The 20,405-nt window shown below is 71.2% G+C and carries 20 protein-coding genes; 2 read left to right on the forward strand and 18 right to left on the reverse strand.

All coding sequences use genetic code 11. From position 1 onward, the window contains the following. Nucleotides 1–17: 17 nt before the first annotated feature. The 18 genes from EAD98_RS19350 to paaA all read right to left on the reverse strand — a co-directional run bounded on the left by EAD98_RS19350 (nt 18) and on the right by paaA (nt 18,075). The gene (locus EAD98_RS19350) at nt 18–2,525 is read right to left on the reverse strand and encodes an NADH-quinone oxidoreductase subunit G (protein ID WP_121655458.1); all 2,508 of its coding nucleotides are present in this window, start codon (nt 2,523–2,525) and stop codon (nt 18–20) included. Further along, complete coding sequence (gene nuoF, locus EAD98_RS19355; RefSeq protein WP_121655459.1) at nt 2,525–3,841, reverse strand: NADH-quinone oxidoreductase subunit NuoF; 1,317 nt, start codon at nt 3,839–3,841, stop codon at nt 2,525–2,527. The genes EAD98_RS19350 and nuoF overlap by 1 nt, the downstream gene beginning before the upstream one ends. Continuing rightward, a complete protein-coding gene (gene nuoE / locus EAD98_RS19360) occupies nt 3,838–5,019 on the reverse strand; it encodes an NADH-quinone oxidoreductase subunit NuoE (RefSeq protein WP_121655460.1) in 1,182 nt (393 codons plus the stop codon). The genes nuoF and nuoE overlap by 4 nt, the downstream gene beginning before the upstream one ends. After that, a complete protein-coding gene (locus EAD98_RS19365) occupies nt 5,016–6,341 on the reverse strand; it encodes an NADH-quinone oxidoreductase subunit D (protein ID WP_121655461.1) in 1,326 nt (441 codons plus the stop codon). The genes nuoE and EAD98_RS19365 overlap by 4 nt, the downstream gene beginning before the upstream one ends. Further along, nucleotides 6,338–7,075: an NADH-quinone oxidoreductase subunit C gene (locus EAD98_RS19370; RefSeq protein ID WP_121655462.1), complete on the reverse strand. Its 738-nt coding sequence runs from the start codon at nt 7,073–7,075 to the stop codon at nt 6,338–6,340. Before EAD98_RS19370 ends, EAD98_RS19365 begins: the two co-directional genes overlap by 4 nt. Next, nucleotides 7,072–7,749, reverse strand: a complete 678-nt coding sequence (locus EAD98_RS19375; protein WP_121655463.1) for an NADH-quinone oxidoreductase subunit B family protein — start codon at nt 7,747–7,749, stop codon at nt 7,072–7,074. Before EAD98_RS19375 ends, EAD98_RS19370 begins: the two co-directional genes overlap by 4 nt. Nucleotides 7,750–7,763: 14 nt before the next feature. Beyond that, entirely contained in the window at nt 7,764–8,129 is a 366-nt protein-coding gene (locus tag EAD98_RS19380; protein ID WP_121655464.1) for an NADH-quinone oxidoreductase subunit A, read from the reverse strand. Nucleotides 8,130–8,263: 134 nt separating this feature from the next. After that, nucleotides 8,264–9,541, reverse strand: a complete 1,278-nt coding sequence (locus EAD98_RS19385) for a geranylgeranyl reductase family protein (RefSeq protein ID WP_121655465.1) — start codon at nt 9,539–9,541, stop codon at nt 8,264–8,266. A gap of 139 nt (nt 9,542–9,680) precedes the next feature. After that, a complete protein-coding gene (locus EAD98_RS19390; protein ID WP_121655466.1) occupies nt 9,681–9,905 on the reverse strand; it encodes a hypothetical protein in 225 nt (74 codons plus the stop codon). Between the two features lie 85 nt (nt 9,906–9,990). Then, the gene (locus EAD98_RS19395; RefSeq protein WP_121655467.1) at nt 9,991–10,701 is read right to left on the reverse strand and encodes a demethylmenaquinone methyltransferase; all 711 of its coding nucleotides are present in this window, start codon (nt 10,699–10,701) and stop codon (nt 9,991–9,993) included. A 108-nt stretch (nt 10,702–10,809) separates the two neighbouring features. Further along, nucleotides 10,810–12,105: an LPXTG cell wall anchor domain-containing protein gene (locus EAD98_RS19400; protein ID WP_121655468.1), complete on the reverse strand. Its 1,296-nt coding sequence runs from the start codon at nt 12,103–12,105 to the stop codon at nt 10,810–10,812. Between the two features lie 456 nt (nt 12,106–12,561). Continuing rightward, nucleotides 12,562–13,752, reverse strand: coding sequence for a cyclic dehypoxanthinyl futalosine synthase (gene mqnC / locus EAD98_RS19405; RefSeq protein ID WP_121655469.1), 1,191 nt, complete (start codon nt 13,750–13,752; stop codon nt 12,562–12,564). Nucleotides 13,753–13,830: 78 nt separating this feature from the next. Then, nucleotides 13,831–14,232 (reverse strand): hypothetical protein, encoded by a 402-nt coding sequence (locus EAD98_RS19410; RefSeq protein WP_121655470.1) that lies wholly within the window; start codon nt 14,230–14,232, stop codon nt 13,831–13,833. Beyond that, the gene (paaE, locus tag EAD98_RS19415) at nt 14,229–15,338 is read right to left on the reverse strand and encodes a 1,2-phenylacetyl-CoA epoxidase subunit PaaE (RefSeq protein WP_121655471.1); all 1,110 of its coding nucleotides are present in this window, start codon (nt 15,336–15,338) and stop codon (nt 14,229–14,231) included. The genes EAD98_RS19410 and paaE overlap by 4 nt, the downstream gene beginning before the upstream one ends. Further along, complete coding sequence (gene paaD, locus EAD98_RS19420) at nt 15,335–15,811, reverse strand: 1,2-phenylacetyl-CoA epoxidase subunit PaaD (RefSeq protein WP_121655472.1); 477 nt, start codon at nt 15,809–15,811, stop codon at nt 15,335–15,337. The genes paaE and paaD overlap by 4 nt, the downstream gene beginning before the upstream one ends. A 110-nt stretch (nt 15,812–15,921) precedes the next feature. Next, nucleotides 15,922–16,647, reverse strand: a complete 726-nt coding sequence (gene paaC / locus EAD98_RS19425; RefSeq protein WP_121655473.1) for a 1,2-phenylacetyl-CoA epoxidase subunit PaaC — start codon at nt 16,645–16,647, stop codon at nt 15,922–15,924. A 64-nt stretch (nt 16,648–16,711) separates the two neighbouring features. Next, nucleotides 16,712–16,993: a 1,2-phenylacetyl-CoA epoxidase subunit PaaB gene (gene paaB / locus EAD98_RS19430; protein ID WP_121655474.1), complete on the reverse strand. Its 282-nt coding sequence runs from the start codon at nt 16,991–16,993 to the stop codon at nt 16,712–16,714. A gap of 14 nt (nt 16,994–17,007) precedes the next feature. After that, nucleotides 17,008–18,075, reverse strand: a complete 1,068-nt coding sequence (gene paaA / locus EAD98_RS19435; protein WP_121655475.1) for a 1,2-phenylacetyl-CoA epoxidase subunit PaaA — start codon at nt 18,073–18,075, stop codon at nt 17,008–17,010. 372 nt (nt 18,076–18,447) lie between these two features. Here paaA and EAD98_RS19440 point away from each other — a divergent pair, with 372 nt between their 5' ends. After that, nucleotides 18,448–19,437 carry a hypothetical protein gene (locus EAD98_RS19440; protein WP_121655476.1) on the forward strand — a complete coding sequence of 330 codons (990 nt, stop codon included), beginning with the start codon at nt 18,448–18,450 and terminating at the stop codon, nt 19,435–19,437. Further along, nucleotides 19,437–20,396 (forward strand): hypothetical protein, encoded by a 960-nt coding sequence (locus EAD98_RS19445; protein WP_121655477.1) that lies wholly within the window; start codon nt 19,437–19,439, stop codon nt 20,394–20,396. The genes EAD98_RS19440 and EAD98_RS19445 overlap by 1 nt, the downstream gene beginning before the upstream one ends. The last annotated feature ends 9 nt before the right edge of the window (nt 20,397–20,405 follow it).

Below are 20,405 nucleotides of genomic sequence, written 5' to 3' on the forward strand. Positions count from 1 at the left end.
GTTCGCGACTGCGGGGCTCACTGGTTACCCCCAGCGTTGAGGAGCGGACCCGGGAGACCGGTCTCGTCCGCCGCGACCCGCCCGGCCGGGACGGCCGCACCCGGTGCGGGGACGGAGATCCGGACGACCGCGCCGGACGTCGCCCCGAGGCTGCGTCGCACGGTCGAGCCGGGTGAGTTGGTCGGCAGCCAGACCACGCCGTCCGGCATCTCGGTGAGCTCCGCCGGCAGGGTCAGTGCCCCCCGGTCGGTGCCGACCGTGACCGCGTCACCGTCGGCGACACCGAGCGCCTCGGCGGTGCCCTTGCCCAGCCGCACCACCGGCGGGCGGGCGGTGCCGGCGAGGTGCTCGTCGCCGTCGGTCAGGGTGCCCAGGTCGACGAGCTGGTGCCAGGTGGCCAGCACGGCCTCCCCGGCGCCCGGGTGCGGCACCCTGCCCGGCGCCACCGACGGCGGGGCCGGCCGCTGGGTGCGGGTCGCCGGCAGCGAGCCCAGTTCGCGGCGCACGCTCGGCACGTCCGCGGTGCCGAGCCGCACGTCGAGCAGCGCGGCCAGCGCGTCGAGGACGCGGCCGTCGGTCATCGCCGCGGTCTGCAGCACCGCCTCGAACGGGCGCAGCCGACCCTCCCAGTCCAGGAAGCTGCCGGCCTTCTCGACCACCGGGGCGATCGGGAGCACCACGTTCGCCCGCCGGGTCACCGCGCTGCCCCGCAGCTCCAGGCTGACCAGGAACGGCACCGCGTCCAGGGCGGTCTCGGCGAGCCGCGGGTCGGCCAGGTCGGCCGGGTCGACCCCGCCGACCACCAGCGCGCCGAGCTGCCCGTTCGCCGCAGCCGCCAGGATCTGATCGGTGTCCCGACCGGCCTGGCTCGGGATCACCCCGGCCGGGATGTCCCACGCCTCGCCCAGCTCGGCCCGGGCCGCCGGCTCGGTGACCAGCCGGCCACCGGGGAGCAGGTTGGGCAGGCAGCCCGCGTCGACCGCGCCGCGGTCACCCGCGCGCCGCGGCACCCAGACCAGCTTCGCGCCGGTCCGCCGGGCCACGTCCGCCGCGGCGGAGAGCCCGCCCGGCACGCTGGCCAGTCGCTCGCCGACGATCAGGATCGCGCCCGGCGCGCTGAGCGCCTCGGCGACCGTGGCGTGCTCGGCGAGCACGCTGGCCTCCTCGCCCGGCACCACCCGGGCCAGCTTGGCGCCGAGCTTCTCCAGGCCGCGGGTGGCGAACGGCGCCAGCGCGTACACCGTCAGGGTCTTCTTCAGGTACGCCTTGCGCAGCCGCAGGAAGAGGATCGGGCACTCCTCCTCCGGCTCCAGGCCCACCAGGACCACCGCCGGCGCGTTCTCCACGTCGGTGTAGCTGACGTCGGTGACCCCGGCGACCGAGCTGGCCAGGAAGTCGGCCTCCTCGCGGGAGACCGGCCGGGCCCGGAAGTCGATGTCGTTGGTGTTCAGCGCGACCCGGGCGAACTTCGCGTACGCGTAGGCGTCCTCGACGGTCAACCGACCGCCGGTGAGCACCGCCGTGCCCTGCCCGCTCTCGCGGGCCGCGTGCAGCCCCTCGGCGGCCACGGTGAGCGCCTCACTCCAGGAGGCCTCGCGCAGCTCGCCGGTGTGCTCGTCGCGGACCAACGGCGTGGTCAGCCGGTCGGTGGCCCGGGCGTACTGGAAGCCCCACCGGCCCTTGTCGCAGTTCCACTCCTCGTTGACCTCCGGCTCGTCGCCGGCCAGCCGGCGCAGCACCTTGCCGCGCCGCCAGTCGGTGCGCTGCCCGCAGCCCGCCGAGCAGTGCTCGCAGACGCTCGGGCTGGAGACCAGGTCGAACGGCCGGGCCCGGAACCGGTACTGGGCACCGGTCAGCGCGCCCACCGGGCAGATCTGCACGGTGTTGCCGGAGAAGTAGGAGTTGAACGGCACGTCACCGGCGTCGCCCTCCTCGCCGTACGCGTCGTCCCGGTAGATGTTGATCTCCTCGGCGGACGACCGGCCCATCAGGTCGATGAACTTGTCGCCGGCGATCTCCTCGGAGAACCGGGTGCAGCGCTGGCAGAGCACACAACGCTCGCGGTCCAGCAGCACCTGGCTGCTGATCGCCATCGGCTTCTCGTACTCCCGCTTGTGCTCGTGGAAGCGCGAGTCGGTGCGGCCGGTGGACATCGCCTGGTTCTGCAGGGGGCACTCGCCGCCCTTGTCACACATCGGGCAGTCCAGGGGGTGGTTGAGGAGCAGCAGCTCCATCACACCCTCCTGCGCCTTCTTGGCCACCGGGGAGGTGAGCTGGGTGCGCACCACCATGCCGTCGGCGACGGTCTGGGTGCAGGAGGCGACCGGCTTGCGCTGCCCCTCCACCTCGACCAGGCACTGCCGGCACGCGCCGGCCGGGGCCAGCAGCGGGTGGTCGCAGAACCGGGGGATCTCCGTGCCCATCTGCTCGGCGGCCCGGATCAGCAGCGTCCCCTTGGGGGCGGTGACCTCGACGCCGTCGATGGTGAGCGTGACGGTCTCGGTCTGCTTGGCTACGTCGGTCATCAGTGCGCCCCTACCAGGGTCTTCTCCGACAGCTTGGGTGCGGTCCGACCCTCGATGTAGTCGAGGTAGTCCTGCTTGAAGTACTTCAGGGACGACGTCACCGGGCTGGTCGCACCGTCGCCCAGACCGCAGAACGAGCGGCCGAGGATGTTGTCGCAGGTGTCCAGCAGGGTTTCCAGGTCCTCGTGGGTGCCCTGGCCGGCGAGGATCCGCCGGTAGACCCGGACCATCCAGTAGTTGCCCTCACGGCACGGGGTGCACTTGCCGCACGATTCGTGGTGGTAGAACTCCAGCCACCGGTACGTCGCGTAGACCGGGCAGTCCTGGTCGGAGAAGATCTGCGTGGCCGTGGTGCCGAGGATCGAGCCGGCCGCCGCCACCCCCTCGAAGTCCAGCGGCACGTCCAAGTGCTCGGCGGCGAGCAGCGGGGTGGACGAGCCGCCCGGGGTCCAGAACTTCAGGTTGTGCCCGGGCTGCATCCCGCCGGCCAGCTCCAGCAGCTCGCGCAGCGTGACGCCCATCGAGCACTCGTACTGGCCCGGGTTGACGACCCGGCCGGACAGCGAGTAGATCATCGGCCCGGAGGACTTCTCGGTGCCCATGCTCTTCCACCAGTCGGCCCCGCCGAGCACGATCGGCGGCACGCTGGCGATGGTGCCGACGTTGTTCACCACCGTCGGGCTGGCGTACAGGCCGTGGGTGGCCGGGAACGGCGGGCGCAGCCGGGGCTGGCCCCGGAACCCCTCCAGCGAGTCCAGCAGCGCCGTCTCCTCGCCGCAGATGTACGCCCCGGCGCCCGAGTGCACCACCAGCTCCAGGTCGTACCCGCTGCGCAGGATGTTCCGGCCGAGGTAGCCCTTGTCGTACGCCTCCTGGACCGCGTTGCGCAGCCGGCGCGCGGCGTGCACCGCCTCGCCGCGGATGTAGATGTAGGCGCGGTTGGCCCGGATCGCGTACGACGCGATGATCACGCCCTCGACCAGCGAGTGCGGGTCGTGGGTCATCAGCGGCAGGTCCTTGCAGGTGCCCGGCTCGCCCTCGTCGGCGTTGACCACCAGGTAGTGCGGCTTGCCGTCGCCCTGCGGGATGAAGCCCCACTTGAGACCGGTGGGGAAGCCGGCGCCGCCACGACCGCGCAGCCCGGAGTCCTTGATGAGCTGGATCAGGTCGTCCGGGTGGGCCTTGAGCGCCTTGCGCAGCGCGGCGTAGCCGTCGAGCTGCTCGTACGTGCCGATCCGCCAGGCGTCCGGCGACAGCCAGCGCTTGGTCAGCACCGGCGTCAGCTTGGCCAACGTCTCCGGGCGGGGAGTGGTCACTTCTGGGCCCCCGTTTCGCTCGCGGCGGCGGAGTTCGCGCCACCGGCGCCCGCCGACGCTTCGTTGAGGTTTCGCTCCTGCGCGCCGGTGGAGTCACCGGCGGGCTTGCCGTCACCAGCCGGTGCGTTGTCCGCCACGCCGGCGGCCTCCGCCTCCCGCGCGTCGCGCGCGGCCGGCGGCGAGTTCTCCACCGGGACCTTGGTGCCGGGTGCGTCGGGCACGGCGGTCGCCGCGTCCGGCTGGCGGGTCTCGGCGGTACGCACCTGCGGCGACTTGTCGTCCGGCGCCTTCACGTCCGGCGCGGTGCTGCCGGTCGCCGCAGCGGCGGGAACCGGCTGGCCGGCGCCGGCGTTGCCGGGCGTACCCGTCGGGGCGGACGCTCCGTCGCCACCCTTCACCGGGCCGACCTGCGGGGCGGGCGCCTCGACCGGCTTGGCGGCCGCCTCGGCGGCCTTCGCCTCGGCGGCCTTCGCCTTGGCGGCTGCCTTGTCCGCCTCGGCCTTGCTGCGGATCGGGGTGTTCGGGTCGAAGCCCGGCACCGACACGCCGTGCTGCTGCGCCAGCCGCAGCCCGCGCAGGGTGGGCTCGCCCGGCCCACCGTCGGCGACCGCGCCGTCGCGCTCGTCGGCGAAACCGGCGAGCTGCACGGCCATCTCCTTGAGCGTGCAGAGCCGGGCGCCCCGGGTCGGCATCGGCCGGCCGCCGGCACGCAGCTCGTCGACCACACCTACCGCGGTGGACGAGTCCACGCCGTCGAAGAAGTCGTAGTTGACGGTCATCACCGGGCCGTAGTCACAGGCCGCCAGGCACTCGGCGTGCTCCAGGGTGATCTTCCCGTCGGCGGTGGTCTCGTCGTGCCCGACACCGAGGTGCTCGGCGAGGGTGTCGTAGACCTCCTGGCCACCGAGCACGTTGCACATGGTGTTGGTGCAGACGCTGACCAGGAAGTCGCCGGTCGGCTTGCGCTTGTACATGGTGTAGAAGGTGGCCACCGCGCCGACCTGGGCCTTGTTCAGTCCGAGCACCTCGGCGCAGAACGCGACACCGGCCGGGGAGACGTAGCCCTCCTCCGACTGGACCAGGTGCAGCAGCGGCAGCAGCGCCGAGCGGGACCGGTCCGCCGGGTAGCGGGCGATGATCTCGCGCGCCCGCTCGCGGGTCGTTTCGGTAAAACTCATCGGTCACACCCACCCATCACGGGGTCCAGCGAGGCGCCGCCGGCGATCACGTCGGCGATCAGGCCGCCCTCGGCCATCGCCGGGAGGGCCTGGAGGTTGACGAAGCTCGGTTCCCGGTAGTGCACCCGGTACGGCCGGGTGCCACCGTCGGAGACCGCGTGCACGCCCAGCTCGCCGCGGGGCGACTCGATGCCGACGTACACCTGGCCCGGCGGGACCCGGAAGCCCTCGGTGACCAGCTTGAAGTGGTGGATCAGCGACTCCATCGACTGACCCATGATCTTCGCGACGTGCTCCAGCGAGTTGCCCATGCCGTCGACACCGATGGCCAGCTGCGCCGGCCAGGCGATCTTGCGGTCGGCGACCATCACCGGGCCCGGCCGGAGCCGGTCCAGCGCCTGCTCGACCAGCTTCATCGACTCCCGGATCTCGGCCAGCCGGACCTGGTAGCGGCCCCACACGTCACCGTCGGGGTGGGTCGGCACGTCGAACTCGTACGTCTCGTAACCGCAGTACGGCATGGTCTTGCGCAGGTCCCAGGCCAGCCCGGCGGAGCGCAGCACCGGCCCGGTGATGCCGAGCGCCACGCAGCCGGTCACGTCCAGCACCGCGACGTTCTTCGTCCGCTCGGTCCAGATCGGCTGGCCGGAGAGGAGGTCCTCGTACTCCTTGAGCTTCTTCGGCATCATCTTCAGGAACTCGCGGATCTTGACGATCGCCTCGTCCGGCACGTCCTGCGCCACGCCGCCCGGCCGGACGTACGCGTGGTTCATCCGCAGGCCGGTGATGGTCTCGAAGATGTCGAGGATGTACTCGCGCTCGCGGAAGCCGTAGAGCATGATCGAGATCGCGCCCAGCTCCATGCCGGTGGTCGCCAGCCAGACCAGGTGCGACGAGATCCGGTTGAGCTCCATCATCAGCACGCGGATGGTGGTGGCGCGCTCGGTGATGTCGTCGGTGATGCCGAGCAGCTTCTCGACGGCGAGGGCGTACGCCGTCTCGTTGAAGATCGGGGCGAGGTAGTCCATCCGGGTCACGAACGTCGAGCCCTGGACCCAGTTGCGGTATTCGAGGTTCTTCTCGATGCCGGTGTGCAGGTAGCCGACGACCGAGCGGGCCTCACGGACCGTCTCGCCCTCCAGCTCCAGGATCAGCCGCAGCACCCCGTGCGTGGACGGGTGCTGCGGACCCATGTTGACGACGATCCGCTCGTCGTTGATCGGGTCGGTGCTCGAGACGACCGTGTCCCAGTCCCCGCCGGTGACGGTGAAGACCCTGCCCTCGGTGGTCTCGCGTTCGGTCGCGTAGTTCGACGTGGTCACTGGTAGGACCTCCTCCGGTCCGGCGGCGGGATCTCAGCGCCCTTGTACTCGACCGCCACGCCACCGAGCGGGTAGTCCTTGCGCTGCGGGTGGCCCTCCCAGTCATCCGGCATGAGGATCCGGGTCAGGTTGGGGTGGCCGTCGAAGACGATGCCGAACATGTCGTACGCCTCCCGCTCCTGCCAGTCGGCGGTCGGGTAGACCGCCGTCACGCTGGGCAGGTGCGGGCTCTCCGCGGAGACGGCGGCCTCCAGCCGGACCCGACGCCGGTAGGTCATCGAGGTGAGCAGGTAGACCACGTGCAGCCGGCGCTCGTCGGCGCCGAGGTAGTCCACCCCGGACACCGAGGAGCACAGCTCGAAGCGCAGCGCCAGGTCGTCGCGCATCACCTGGCAGACCTCGGCGATCCGCTCCGGGCGTACGTGCAGGGTCAGCTCACCCCGGTCGACCACGACCTTCTCGATCGCGTCGCCGAAGGCGGGGTACGCCTCCTCCAGCGCGTCGCGGACCTCGTCGAAGTAGCCGCCGTACGGCCGGGCGGCCTCCTCGATCGGCTGGCGCTGGCGGACCAGGCCGCCGTAGCCGGACACGTCGCCGGTGCCGTGGTTGCCGAACATCCCGCGGCCGGCCGGGCTGGCCGGCGGGTACTCGGCGGGGGCGGTGCTGCTGGCACCGGCCGGGGTGACCGGAACCGGCACGCCGCCGTCGTTGGGCTTGTCGGTGGGTGAGGTCATTTGGGGCCTGCCTGCGGGTGGAGGTGGTTCTGCGCGTTCATCCAGTTCTCGATCCGCAACTGCTCCTCGCGCCCCTCGCGGACCGCCTTGGTCCACTCGGCACGCCGGGCCTTGTCGTTGCGGTACGAGGACGGCATGGAGCCGTAGGGCACGACCGGAACGTCGCCACGCTCCTGCCGGGCCGCCAGCATCTTGCGGCCGGTCGGGCCCAGCGGCTCGTACATGATCTTCTCGCGGAGCTTGAGGATCGCGTCGATGAGCATCTCCGGCCGGGGCGGGCAGCCGGGCAGGTACATGTCGACCGGCACGACGTGGTCGACGCCCTGCACGATGGCGTAGTTGTTGAACATGCCGCCGCTGCTGGCGCACACGCCCATGGAGAGCACCCAGCGGGGCTCGGCCATCTGGTCGTAGATCTGGCGCAGCACCGGGGCCATCTTCTGACTCACCCGGCCGGCCACGATCATCAGGTCGGCCTGCCGGGGCGAGGCCCGGAAGACCTCCATGCCCCAGCGGCCCATGTCGTAGTGCGGACCACCGGCGGCCATCATCTCGATGGCGCAGCAGGCCAGGCCGAAGGTGGCGCCCCACACGGACGACTTCCGGGACCAGTTGACCAGCTTCTCCACCGAGGTGAGCAGGACGCCGGCGGGAAGCTTCTCCTCGATGCCCATCTGACGTTCCTTCCTCAGTCCCAGTCCAGGCCGCCGCGCCGCCACACATAGGCGTACGCGACGAAGACCGCGACGATGAACAGGACCATCTCCACGAAGCCGAAGATCGGCAGAGCGTCGAACGAGACCGCCCAGGGGTAGAGGAAGATGATCTCGATGTCGAAGACGATGAAGAGCATCGCCGTCAGGTAGAACTTGATCGGGAACCGCCCACCGCCGACCGGCTGGGGGCTGGGCTCGATGCCGCACTCGTAAGCCTCGAGTTTGGCCTTGTTGTAGCGATGGGGACCAGCGAAGCGGGCGGCGCCGACGGAGAACAGCGAGAACGCCGCGGCGAGGGCAAACAGCCCGATGATCGGTGCGTAAGGCGAGAGCGACATCGTTTTCTCCTGCTCGTCCTTCCCTGCCCTCGGTGCTTGACGAAAATCACACTATTCACGTCCCTCGCGGTGGCTGCCGGCGGGGGTCGATCTTTGTCCGCGTCGGGGCTGTGACCAGCCCCGACGCGGTCGGTCTAGACCGCTGGCGCGGCCTTCGTCATCGCGTTGATGACCCGGTCCATCGCGTCCCCGCCACGGGGGTCGGTCAGGTTGGCCAGCAGCTTGAGGACGAAGCGCATCAGCGTCGGGTGCGGCATGCCGTGCTTGGTGGCGATCCGCATGATTTCCGGACGGCCGATCAGCTTCACGAAGATGCCGCCCAGCCGGTAGTAGCCACCGAGCCGGGCCTTCAGCTCGTTCGGGTACGCCATCAGCGCCCGCTCCCGCTCCGGGCCGGCCGGTCGCGCGAGGGCCTGCAACGCGACCTCCGCTGCCAGCTCGCCGGATTCCATGGCGTAGGCGATGCCCTCCCCGTTGAACGGGTTGACCATGCCGCCGGAGTCACCGACCAGCATCACGCCACGGGTGTAGTGCGGCACCCGGTTGAAGCCCATCGGCAGCGCGGCGCCGAGGATCGGGCCGTCGGCGTTGGCCTCGTCGGTCATCCCCCAGTCGGCGGGCGTGTTCGCCAGCCAGTCGGTGAGCAGCCGGCGGTAGTTGGTCTTGCCGAACGCGGAGGACGAGTTGAGCACGCCGAGGCCGACGTTGACCCGCCCGTCACCGAGCCCGAAGATCCAGCCGTACCCGGGCAGCAGGTTGTCGCCGCTGTCCTTGCTGCGTAGCTCCAGCCAGGACTCCAGGTAGTTGTCGTCGTGCTTGACCGGAGAGTGGTAGTAGCGGCGGACGGCCACGCCGATCGGCCGGTCCTCCCGCTTGGCCAGCCCGAGAGCGAGCGGGAACCGGCCGGAGACCCCGTCCGCCGCCACGACCAGCGGAGCGTGGAAGGTTGCGGGCTCCTTGCCGGGGCCCACCTCCGCCTCGACGCCGGTCACCCGGCCGTCGCCGTCGAGCACCGGGCCCAGCACGTTGACGTTGGTGCGCAGCTTGGCGCCGGCGGCCACCGCCCGTTGGGCGAGCAGGTCGTCGAAGTCGAGTCGGGTACGCACCAGACCGTAGTTGGGGAAACTGGCGAGCTCCGGCCAGTCCAGTTCCAGGCGCACCCCGCCGCCGATCACCCGCAGGCCCCGGTTGTGCAGCCAGCCGGCCTCGGGCGAGGTGTCCACGCCCATCCGTACGAGCTGGCGCACCGCGCGCGGGGTCAGCCCATCGCCGCAGACCTTCTCCCGGGGGAACTCGGTCTTCTCCAGCATCAGCACCCGTACGCCGTGCCGCGCCAGGTGGTAAGCCGTCGCCGATCCACCGGGACCGGCGCCCACGACGATGACGTCGGCATCGTGTTCCACCGCGGTCATCCGCGCCTCCTCCCGCACGCTCGTGAAATGCTTCACAAGCCAGACGGGACGAGTGTATGACCGGCGTCATACCTGCCCAGGATCAGGGGTACCTAACTCGCAGATGTGACAGTCAACGACCGTCCACAGCAGGCAGGTGTCAGGCCGGGCTGGGCGCGTCCAGGCCCGCATCGACGCGGATGGTCTCCGGCAGGTGCTCGCGGAGCGCGCCGCCGGCCGCCCGGTCCAGCGCGGCCAACACCTCGGCGACGACCTGCCGGACCTCCGCCGGATCGGCGCCCGCCAGCGCGCGCAGCTGCGCGATGAGTTCGGCCGCGTCGTCGTCGGTGGCGGCCACCGGGTCCGCCCGCTCTGCTCGGGTCATGCGGACGAGCGTACGGCGCAAAGTGGACTAAAGACCGATATTCACGAAACCTGACTATTGTCGGTGTCGGCGGTGGGGGCCAGGGCTACTCGCGGATTCCCCGGTGCAGGGCGACCACGCCGCCGGTCAGATTGCGCCACGCCACCCGTCCCCAGCCGGCCGCGGCGACCCGACCGGCCAGCGCGGCCTGGTTCGGCCAGGCCCGGATCGACTCGGCGAGGTAGACGTACGCGTCGGGGTTGCTGGACACCGAGCGGGCCACGACCGGCAGGGACCGCATCAGGTACGACAGGTAGACCGTCCGGAAGGCCGGGTTGACCGGGGTGCTGAACTCGCAGACCACCAGCCGTCCGCCGGGCCGGGTCACCCGGGCCAGCTCACGCAGGGCCGCGTCGGTGTCGTTGACGTTGCGCAGCGCGAAGGAGATGGTCACCGCGTCGAAGCTCGCGTCGGCGAACGGCAGCCGCAGCGCGTCCCCGGCCAGCAACGGCACCTCGGGCCGGGCCCGCTTGCCGGCGTGCAGCATGCCCAGGGACAGGTCCACGCCGACCGCGTACGCCCCGGACTGGGCCAGCTCCCGGGTCGAGACACCGGTGCCCGCGCCCACGTCCAGCACCCGCTCGCCGGGCCGTAGCCCGAGGGCCGCACGGGTGGACCGACGCCAGGAGCGGTCCTGGCCGAAGGAGAGCACCGTGTTGGTCAGGTCGTATCGCTCCGCCACGCCGTCGAACATCGCGGCGACCTCGTGCGGCTGCTTGTCCAGGCTGGCGCGCTGGCCCTGCGGGGTACGGCTCACCCCTCCACTCTGCCAGCCGCGTCCCGACCGGTGGTCGCTGGGTGCCGCGGGCCCGGCACGCGAAAGGGCGGGGTGGTCGCCCACCCCGCCCTCGCGTCGTGCCGTGTGTCAGTCGGTCGACTTCTCGTCGCCCGGGGCCACCAGGACGACCTTGCGCCGGCGGGAGAGCACCAGCAGCGCCCCGCCCGCGAGCAGGATCATGCCGCCGATGCCGCCGATCAGGCCGACCTGCACACCGGTGACCGGCAGCCCGCCGCCGTCACCACCGCCGCCACCCGTACCCGGCGACGTGGTCGCGCCCGGCGTCGTCGTGCCACCCGGGGTCGGCGTGGCCGTACCCGTGGGCGTGGCCGTCGCCGTCGGCGTGGCCGTGGGCGTGGCGGTGGGCGTCGCCGTCGGAGTCGGGGTCGGGGTGGGCTGCACGGTCAGGTCGACGAAGACGTCGAACTGTGCGCTGTTGTCGCCGTCGTCGGTCTCGGTGAACGTCCGGCGCTGCGTGCTGGTCGCCACCTGCGGCTGATCCTCAGGGGTGCCCCGAGCGGCGTCCAGGCCGGCGGCGAAGAGGAAACCGGGCCGGAGCACCGGCTGGGTCACGTCCGCGCCGATCTTCACCCGCACATCGGCGGTGTAGAACTGGCCCGGCTTCAACACCACGCCCGAGTCCTCGCAGTACGCGTTCGCCAGACCGTTCAGCGGCTGCTCCACGCAGCCCTCCGGCAGCTCGGCGAAGGTGACGCCGGCCGGCAGGGTGATCCCGTACGCCAAGCCGGTGGCCTTGCGGCTGCCGTCGTTGTACACCGCCCAGTCCAGCGGCGCGGTCGCGCCGAGCGCCACCGGCTTGCGGCCGGACTCGCCCGCCGTGTCGCCGTCCACCACCACGTCGGCGTAGACGTCCTGCACCCAGGTGGTCAGGTCGTAGCCGGGCTTGGCGACGGTGATGTCGTGCTCGACGGTGTTGTCGTCGAGGTTGGGGTCGGCGGTGGCCGAGCTGATGGTGACCACCAGCGTGCCGGCCTCCCCGCGACCTCCGGTGGAGAAGAGCGGGATGCCGAAGTCCTCGGTGGTGCCGGCGGCCAGGTCACCGAGAAGGCAGCTGAAGGTGGTGCCGGCGAACTCGCAACCGTCCCAGGCGAGCACACCGACCTTGCGGTTCAGACCCTTGGTCTCGACGGTGACCCGGACGTCCTTGGCATCGACGGTGCTGCGGGTGTTGTCGACCTGGAACTTGAACGGCTTGGCCTTGGCTTCCTTGACGCCCTTGGCGAGTTCGTAGCTCATCGGCACCAGGGCCAGATCGGCCTGGTCGGCGGCCTGCGCCGGGGCGGCCGCGGTGGCCAGGCCACCGGCCGCGAGCAGGGCCACGACGCCGGCGCGGGCCAGTGCCGAGCGGTGGAAGGCTGTCATCAGTCCCCCGGGGGTAGGGAAGAAAGAACGGTTGCGGAACGAGCGGACGTTATCGAAGGTCGATCTCCGGCGCCAGCGGGCGGGGCCGCTTTCATCCGTCCGGCCGGGAGCGAGCAGACGGTACGGGCGGAATGGTCACCCATCCCGCCCGTACCGCCGTGCGTTATGTGAACGGCCCGCACGGGCCGATGGAGGACTGTCTCGCGCCGTCGCGCGACCGCACCATCAGACCATCCGCCACCAGCACGGTCGTGCCGATTCCACCGATCCACGCCCCCGACGGTGACGACGGTCGGCGGTGTGGACCCCGGAGCGGCTGGCGAAGGGTATGAGGCGGCACGCTAGCCGCGCACGATCATCTCCACCACCCCTGAAGGGCAGGGACGACCCGATCGCCGGGACGGCCGGGCGGGAGCATGAGCCCCGGTCAGCCGAACGGCCGGGCTTCGACCAGGGTCAGTTGACCTCGACCAGCGGCAGGGACCGGCCGGCGCCGCCGCCGGGCAGCGCGATCGAGGAGAAGTGCGAGACCACCCGGTCGTCGGTCGGGTCGTCGGCCGGGGTGTGGTGCACGGCGAGCCGGTTGTAGAGCGTGTCCCGCTGGGCGGGGATCCGGTCCGCGGAGCGGATCATGCCGATCAGCTCGTGCAGGTTGGAGCGGTGCCGCGCGCCGGCCGAGGAGATGACGTTCTCCTCCAGCATGATCGAGCCGAGGTCGTCCACGCCCATGTGCAGCGCGAGCTGCCCGACGTCCTTGCCGGTGGTCAGCCAGGACGCCTGGAGGTGCGGCACGGTCTCGAAGAAGAGCCGGGCCACCGCGACCAGTCGCAGGTATTCCAGCGTGGTCGCCTGGGTGCGGCCCTTGAGGTGGTTGTTCTCCGGCTGGTACGTCCACGGAATGAAGGACCGGAAGCCCCCGGTGCGGTCCTGCACGTCGCGGATCATGCGCAGGTGCTCGATCCGCTCCGCGTGCGTCTCGCCGGTGCCCATCATCATGGTGGCGGTCGACTCGATGCCCTGCCGGTGCGCCAGCTCCATGACCTCCAGCCAGCGCTCACCCGACTCCTTGAGCGGCGCGATGGCCCTGCGCGGCCGCTCGGGCAGCATCTCGGCGCCGGCGCCGGCGATCGAGTCCAGGCCGGCGGCCTTGATCCGGGCGATGGCCTCGTCCAGGCTCACGCCGGAGACCTTCGCCATGTGCAGGATCTCGCTCGGCCCGATGGAGTGGATGACCAGCTGCGGGTACGCCTGCTTGACCGAGGCGAACAGCTCCTCGTAGTACTCCACGCCGTAGTCCGGGTGGTGCCCGCCCTGGAGCATCACCTGGGTCGCGCCCAGCTCGACGGCCTCGCCGCAGCGGCGCAGGATCTCCTCGGTCGGGTGCGTCCACCCCTCGCCGTGCTTCGGCGCGCGGTAGAAGGCGCAGAACTTGCACGCCGTCACGCAGACGTTCGTGTAGTTGATGTTGCGGTCGATCAGGTAGGTGACGACGTTGTCCGGGTAGCGCCGCCGGCGCACCGCGTCCGCCGCCTCGCCCAACGCGTGGAAGGGCGCCTCGGTGTAGAGCAGCAGGGCCTCCTCGGGCGTGATCCGCCCGCCGTCCGCGCCACGCTGCAGGATGTCGTCGATCTCCCGGCTCACCGTCACGCCCCGAGCCTACGTCGCCTCGCCCGGCTCGACCGGGTGGCCCCGGCGAGGTGCGGCACGTCCCACAGCCGCCGCCGGTCAGCTCTCGCGTACCTCGACCCGTACGCCGTAGCTGCTCCACAGCTCCGCCGCGAGCACCGGCCCCGCCCACGCCGGCACGTACGCCTCCCACCACGGCAGCTCGCGGCGCGCCGGCATCCGCTGCTCGGAGAGCACCGCCCGGAACCGCTCGTCCAGCTCGCGGACCTGTTCCCGGAACCAGCCCAGCTGCGGAAAGCCGTGCAACCGCTCGTCGGTCAGCACCCTCTCGATGCCGTGCCGGACGCCGAGGTCGAACCAGTACTCGTCGAGGTTGTCGTCGTAGCCCTCCTCGCAGAGCTCGACGACCTGCTCCCACCGCTCCACGTAGCCGGTCGGACGCCTTCCCCCGGTGACCTCGGCGAACCGTTCGACGAACTCCCGGTCGTTCGGCGGTCTCACGCGTCGTAGTCGACCGTGAGCTTGTCCGTGGTCGGGCTCGACTGGCAGGTCAGGACGTAGCCGGCGGCCAGCTCGTCGGGCTCCAGCGCGTAGTTGCGCGCCATCGTGACCGCGCCGTCGACGACCTTCGCCTTGCAGGTCGAGCACACACCGCCCTTGCAGGCGTACGGCAACTCGCCGCGGACCTTCAGCGCGGCGTCCAGCACCCGCTCCTCGCGACCCATCGTGAAATTCGACGACCGGCCGTCCAGCACGATGGTGACCTCGGCACCGACGCCCGCCTGATCGGAAGGGCGGCGTACCGGCTCCGGCGGCGCGTCGACGTGGAACAGCTCGGTGCGCACCGCCGACTCGGGCAGCCCCCGCTCGGTCAGCACGGCCCGGACGTCGACCACCATGCCGTACGGGCCGCAGAGGAACCACTCCTCGATGGCCTCGCCCGGCACGATCGTGTCCAGCAGACGGCCGAGCCGCTCGGCGTCGATCCGACCGGAGAGCAGCGGCGACTCGCCCTGCTCCCGGGACAGCACGTGCACCAGGTGCAGACGGGTGGGATACCGGTCCTTCAGGTCCGCCAACTCCTCGGCGAACATCACCGTGTTCGCCGTGCGGTTGCCGTACACCAGGGTGAAGGTGCTGGCCGGCTCGACGGCCAGGGCGTTCGCGACCAGCGCGAGCACCGGGGTGATGCCGGAACCGGCGACGACCGCGCCGTAGTGCCGCGCCCGGTCCGGCGCGAAGGCCGTGGTGAAGGTGCCCAACGGCGGCAGCACCTCGACCGTGTCGCCGCCGCGCAGCGCGCCGCAGGCGAACGCCGAGAACGCGCCGCCGGGAATCTCCCGCACCCCGATCCGCAGCCGGCCGTGCCGGGCCAGGTCGTCCGGTGTGGAGCAGATGGAGTACGAGCGGCGCACGTCCGTGCCGTCCTCGGTCACCCGTCGCACGGTGAGGTGCTGACCCGCGCGGAACGCGAACGTCTCCCGCAACTCGTCGGGTACGGCGAAGGTGACCGCCACGGCATCGTCGGTGAGCCGGTCGACGGCGGCGACCGCCAGCGGGTGGAAGACCGGCCGGCGACGCACCGGCCGGGAGATGGTGACTGTCACAGCGCCTTCAGGTGGTCGAAGGGTTCGGAGCAGGAACGGCAGCGCCACAGCGCCTTGCACGCGGTCGAGCCGAACCGGCTGACCTGCTCGGTCTCCGGCGAGCCGCAGTGCGGGCAGCGGACCGCGAGGGTCAGCGGCACCACGCCGGCGGCGGGCACCGGGGCCGGTGGGGCGATCCCGGCGGCGGCGAGCTTCGCCCGCCCGCTGTCGGAGATCCAGTCGGTGCTCCACGGTGGGCTGTAGACCGTGCGCACCTCGGCGTCCGGGTGACCGGCGACCGCCAGGGCCCGGCGGATGTCGGCGCGGATCACGTCCATCGCCGGGCAGCCGGTGTACGTCGGGGTGATGGTGACGGTGACCCGCCCGCTGGCCGGATCCTTCTCGACCGCGCGCAGGATGCCCAACTCATCGATGGTGATCACCCGGATCTCTGGATCCACCACGCTCGCCGCAGCCGTCCTCGGATCCGTCACCGTGCCGCCGTCGTTCGCGACTGCGGGGCTCCGCTGCGCTGCACTCCTCGCGCTCACCGTGCCGCCGTCGTTCGCGACTGCGGGGCTCCGCTGCGCTGCACTCCTCGCGCTCACCACTTCGCTCCGGGGTGGGCGCGGTGCAGCACCTGCATCTCGGCGAGCAGGTACGCCAGGTGCTCGGTGTGCACGCCCGTCCGCCCGCCGGCCGGCGCCCACCGACTCTCCGGCCGGGTGAGCGTCGCCTCCGCCAGCACCGCGTCGACGGTCTCGTCGAACGCCGACCGCAGGGTGGCCGGGTCGACCGGCGCGGCCGGATCGGCGGCGAACAGCTCGTGGGTGTACGGCCAGACCTGGTCGACGGCCGCCTGCATCCGGCGGTGCGACTCCTCGGTGCCGTCGCCGAGCCGCTTCACCCACAACGCGCCGTGGTCCAGGTGGTACGCCGACTCCTTGCGCGCCTTGGCGCCGATCGCGGCGAGCCGCTCGTCCCGGCACCCGGCCAGCGCCGTGTACAGCGGCAGTTGGTACGCCGCGAGGAAGAACAACTTCGCCATGGTCACCGCGAAGTCGCCGTTCGGCAGCTCGACCAGGAGCACGTTGCGGAACTGGCGGTCGTCGCGCAGGTACGCCAGCGCGTCCTCGTCCCGGCCGGCGCCCTCCAGCTCGCCCGCGTACGACAGCAGCAGGCGGGCGGCGCCGAGCTGGTCGAGGGCGATGTTGGCCAGCGCGATGTCCTCTTCCATCTCCGGCGCGCGAGTGGTCCACTCGGCCAGCCGTTGCGCGGCGATCAACGCGTCGTCGCCGAGGGCGAGGGTGAAATCGAAGGGGCCGTTCACGCCACCACCTCGCTCCGCTCGGCGGCGGCGCCGCTGAGCTGGCTGGTTCGCTCGCTCCGCTCGCTCACAGGTGGGCCACCCCGTCCGGGACCTCGTAGAAGGTGGGGTGGCGGTAGACCTTGTCGGCGGCCGGGTCGAAGAAGGCGTCCTTCTCGTCCGGGCTGGACGCGGTGATCGCGCCGGCCGGCACCACCCAGATCGACACGCCCTCCTGCCGTCGGGTGTAGAGGTCCCGGGCGTTACGCAGGGCCAGTTCGGCGTCGGGGGCGTGCAGGCTGCCGACGTGGGTGTGCGACAGCCCGCGCCGGGCCCGCACGAAGACCTCCCACAGGGGGGTCTGCTCCATGCTCGTTCGCTCGGTCACGCCGCCACCTTCTCCTTCTGCCCAGCCCGCTTGGCGGCGTACGCCGCGGCGGCTTCGCGTACCCATGCGCCCTCGGCGTGCGCGGCCCGGCGGCGCGCGATGCGCTCCCGGTTGCACGGCCCGTCGCCGGAGATGACCCGCATCAGCTCGTCGTAGTCCGGCTGGGTGTAGTCGTACGCCTGCCGCTCCTCGTTCCAGCGCAGGTCCTCGTCGGGGATGCGCAGCCCCAGAATCTCCGCCTGCTGGACGCACATGTCCACGAAGCGCTGGCGCAGATCGTCGTTGGAGAAGCGCTTGATCTTCCAGGCTATCGACTGCGCGGAGTGCGTGGAGTTGCCGTCCGGCGGGCCGAACATGGCCAGCGACGGGTACCACCAGCGGTCCACCGCGTCCTGGGCCATCGCCTGCTGCTCCGGGGTGCCGTGCGACAGGGTGTGCAGGATCTCGTAGCCCTGGCGCTGGTGGAACGACTCCTCCTTGCAGACCCGGATCATCGCCCGCGCGTACGGGCCGTAGGAGCAGCGGCACAGGGGCACCTGGTTGACGATCGCCGCGCCGTCCACGAGCCAGCCGATCGCGCCCATGTCGGCCCAGGTCAGCGTGGGGTAGTTGAAGATCGAGCTGTACTTCTGCCGCCCGTCGAGCAGCAGCCGGACCAGCTCGTCCCGGCTGATGCCGAGGGTCTCGGCGGCGGCGTAGAGGTAGAGGCCGTGGCCCGCCTCGTCCTGCACCTTGGCCAGCAGGATCGCCTTGCGCTTGAGTGAGGGCGCCCGACTGATCCAGTTGCCCTCCGGCTGCATGCCGATGATCTCGGAGTGGGCGTGCTGGGCGATCTGCCGGATCAGCGTCTTGCGGTACGCGTCCGGCATCCAGTCGCGGGGCTCGATCTTCTGCTCCGCGTCGACCACCGCGGAGAAGTACGCCGCCAGGTCCTCGTCCGGCGCGGGTCCGCCGCGCCGTTGCCGCGCGGCTGCGGCGCGTAGCTCCGCCTCGGCTGCCTCGACCTCGCCGAGCAGGCCGCCGCCGGTTGCGTCGTCCGGGGCGGAGAAGTCATTGCCATACATGAGGACAAGTGTTACAGCTTGCGCCCTGATGCACCAGGGGGTGTAACAGGAAACCCGAGTCACCTTCGGTCACCGCTGGGCGCTTCCGTCTCACGCAGGGCGACCGTGTCGGCTATGACTTGGCTCACTGAGCAAAGATGAAACCTCCTAGAAGCCGCATACCGGCGCGACATCCCACCTTTATCGCGCATTGCCAGGTGTCGGGCTCTGGCGGTCGGGCGGTCCGGACGTAGACTTCTGCCGGTCACACGATCGGCTGCCCAGAATCGCCGTCTCCACAGAGGCCATCTCCCCCGGCCTCGGCGATCGCACCGGTCGCCCCGGACAACAAGCCGGTCCCCCCGGCCCTGACATCTGGAGCTCACCCAACTCATGCGATCCCGCGTGATCATGGTGTTCGCCGTCGTGGCGGTCCTGCTCGGTGGCGTTCTGCTGGTCCCCGCCGCGTACGCCCGGCTCGCCGGCGACGACGGCAGCGCAGGCGGCGGTGGCGGCGCCGAGAGCGTCGCCGCGCCCTCGCCCACCCCACCGCCTCCGCCCACGCTGGCCGCCGGCCCGGTGTCGGTGGCCTTCAAGGGCGAGTTCTTCTCGTGGGCGTTGCTGGACCGGAAGACCGGCAAGATCTCCGGGTCGTCGAACATGACGGCGACCAGCTCCACCGAGTCGATGATCAAGGCCTGGATCGTGTCCGACTACCTGCGCCAACTGGGCGACAAGGAGCCGAGCGCGGGGTTGAAGGAGGCGGCCCGGCTGGCGATCATCGACAGCAACGACGGCGCGGCCAACAAGGTCCACGCCGCCGCGGGCGGCTCGTACAAGGCGTCGAAGAGCAGCAAACCCGACGCGGTGATCCAGCGGGCGATCACGATCTGCGGGCTGACCGACACCAAGCGCGGCAACGTCGAGCCCTACACCGGCTACTGGAGCTTCACCCGGATGTCCCCCCGCGACGCGGTCCGGCTCGGCGACTGCATCGCCGACGGCAAGGCCGCCGGCCAGAAGTGGACCAAGTGGGTGCTGGATCAGATGAGCAAGGTTCGAGGCACCACCGCGACGAAGGACCAGAAGCGCGAGTCCGGGGGCGGGCGCTGGGGGATCATCAACGGCCTGCCGAAGTCGATCACCAGTCAGGGTCCGGTCAGCATCAAGAACGGTTGGACCCAGCTCAACTACGACGGCAACTGGCACGTCAACTGCCTCGCGGTCAACGCCAAGTGGAGCCTCGCGGTGATGCTGCGCTACCCGACCAAGTACGGGCTGGACTACGGCGCGCAGGTCTGCGCCAGCGTGGCCACCCAGCTGGTCACCCCGCAGCCCGGCGCCGCGCTGAAGGTGCCGCAGCAGCCGGTCGGGAAGCTCTGATGGCCGGCAACCGTCGTGCCGACCGACGCGGCAGCGGCGAGGCGTCCCCGCTGCGGCTGGTCGCGGTCGCGGTCATCCTGATCGGGCTGGTCCTGGTGTCGCTGCGACTGCTGCCCGGGTCGCCGTTCGAGTCCAGTGCCGCCGCACGCTGGGGCGACCCCGGCAGCGCGACGAACGGCCGGTCCACCGGTACGCCCACCGACCGCAGCGCCCGCCAGCCGGCGCCGACACCGAGCCCCACCCCCTCCCTGGAGCCGCTGCCGTTCCAGGCCAAGGACCTCAAGCTCGACATCGAGGGCTGGTACTCCTGGAGCGTGCTCGACCGCCGCACCGGGAAGATCATCGGCTCCAAGAACATGGACGAGACCAGCACGACCGCCTCCATGATCAAGTCGTGGATCGTCGCCGACTACCTGCGGCGCACGGCCGACGCCGGCGACACCCCGAGCGACGCGAAGCTCTCCGACGCGACGCGGATCATCCGGGACAGCGACAACACGCGGGCCGAGCAGTTCTACAACTCGGTCGGCCGCGCCGCCTCGATCCGGCGGCTGCTCTCCATGTGCAAGCTGACCGACAGCGGCGTCGCCCCCGACGGTGGCTGGAGCCGGACGGCGCTCTCCCCCCGGGACACCGCCCGGCTGGGCAACTGCATCGCCGACGGCACCGCCGCCGGACCGAAGTGGACCAAGTGGCTGCTCAACGAGATGAAGCTGGTGCGCGGCGCCGGTGACTTCGGCATCCGCAAGGCGTTCCCGGCCGCCCAGCAGAAGCAGATCGCCATCAAGAACGGGTGGATCGACCGGACCAGGGAGCAGGAGATGCACATCAACTGCCTGGCCATCGGCGACACCTGGACGATGGGCGTGATGGTCAAGTACCCGATCAACATGGGCTACGACTACGGCATGAAGAACTGCGAGAAGATCACCGAGGCGCTGCTCCGCCCCGGCGTCTGACCCACGCCC

This window comes from Micromonospora sp. CV4, from assembly GCF_003667455.1.
In the GTDB taxonomy this organism is placed as follows: domain Bacteria; phylum Actinomycetota; class Actinomycetes; order Mycobacteriales; family Micromonosporaceae; genus Micromonospora.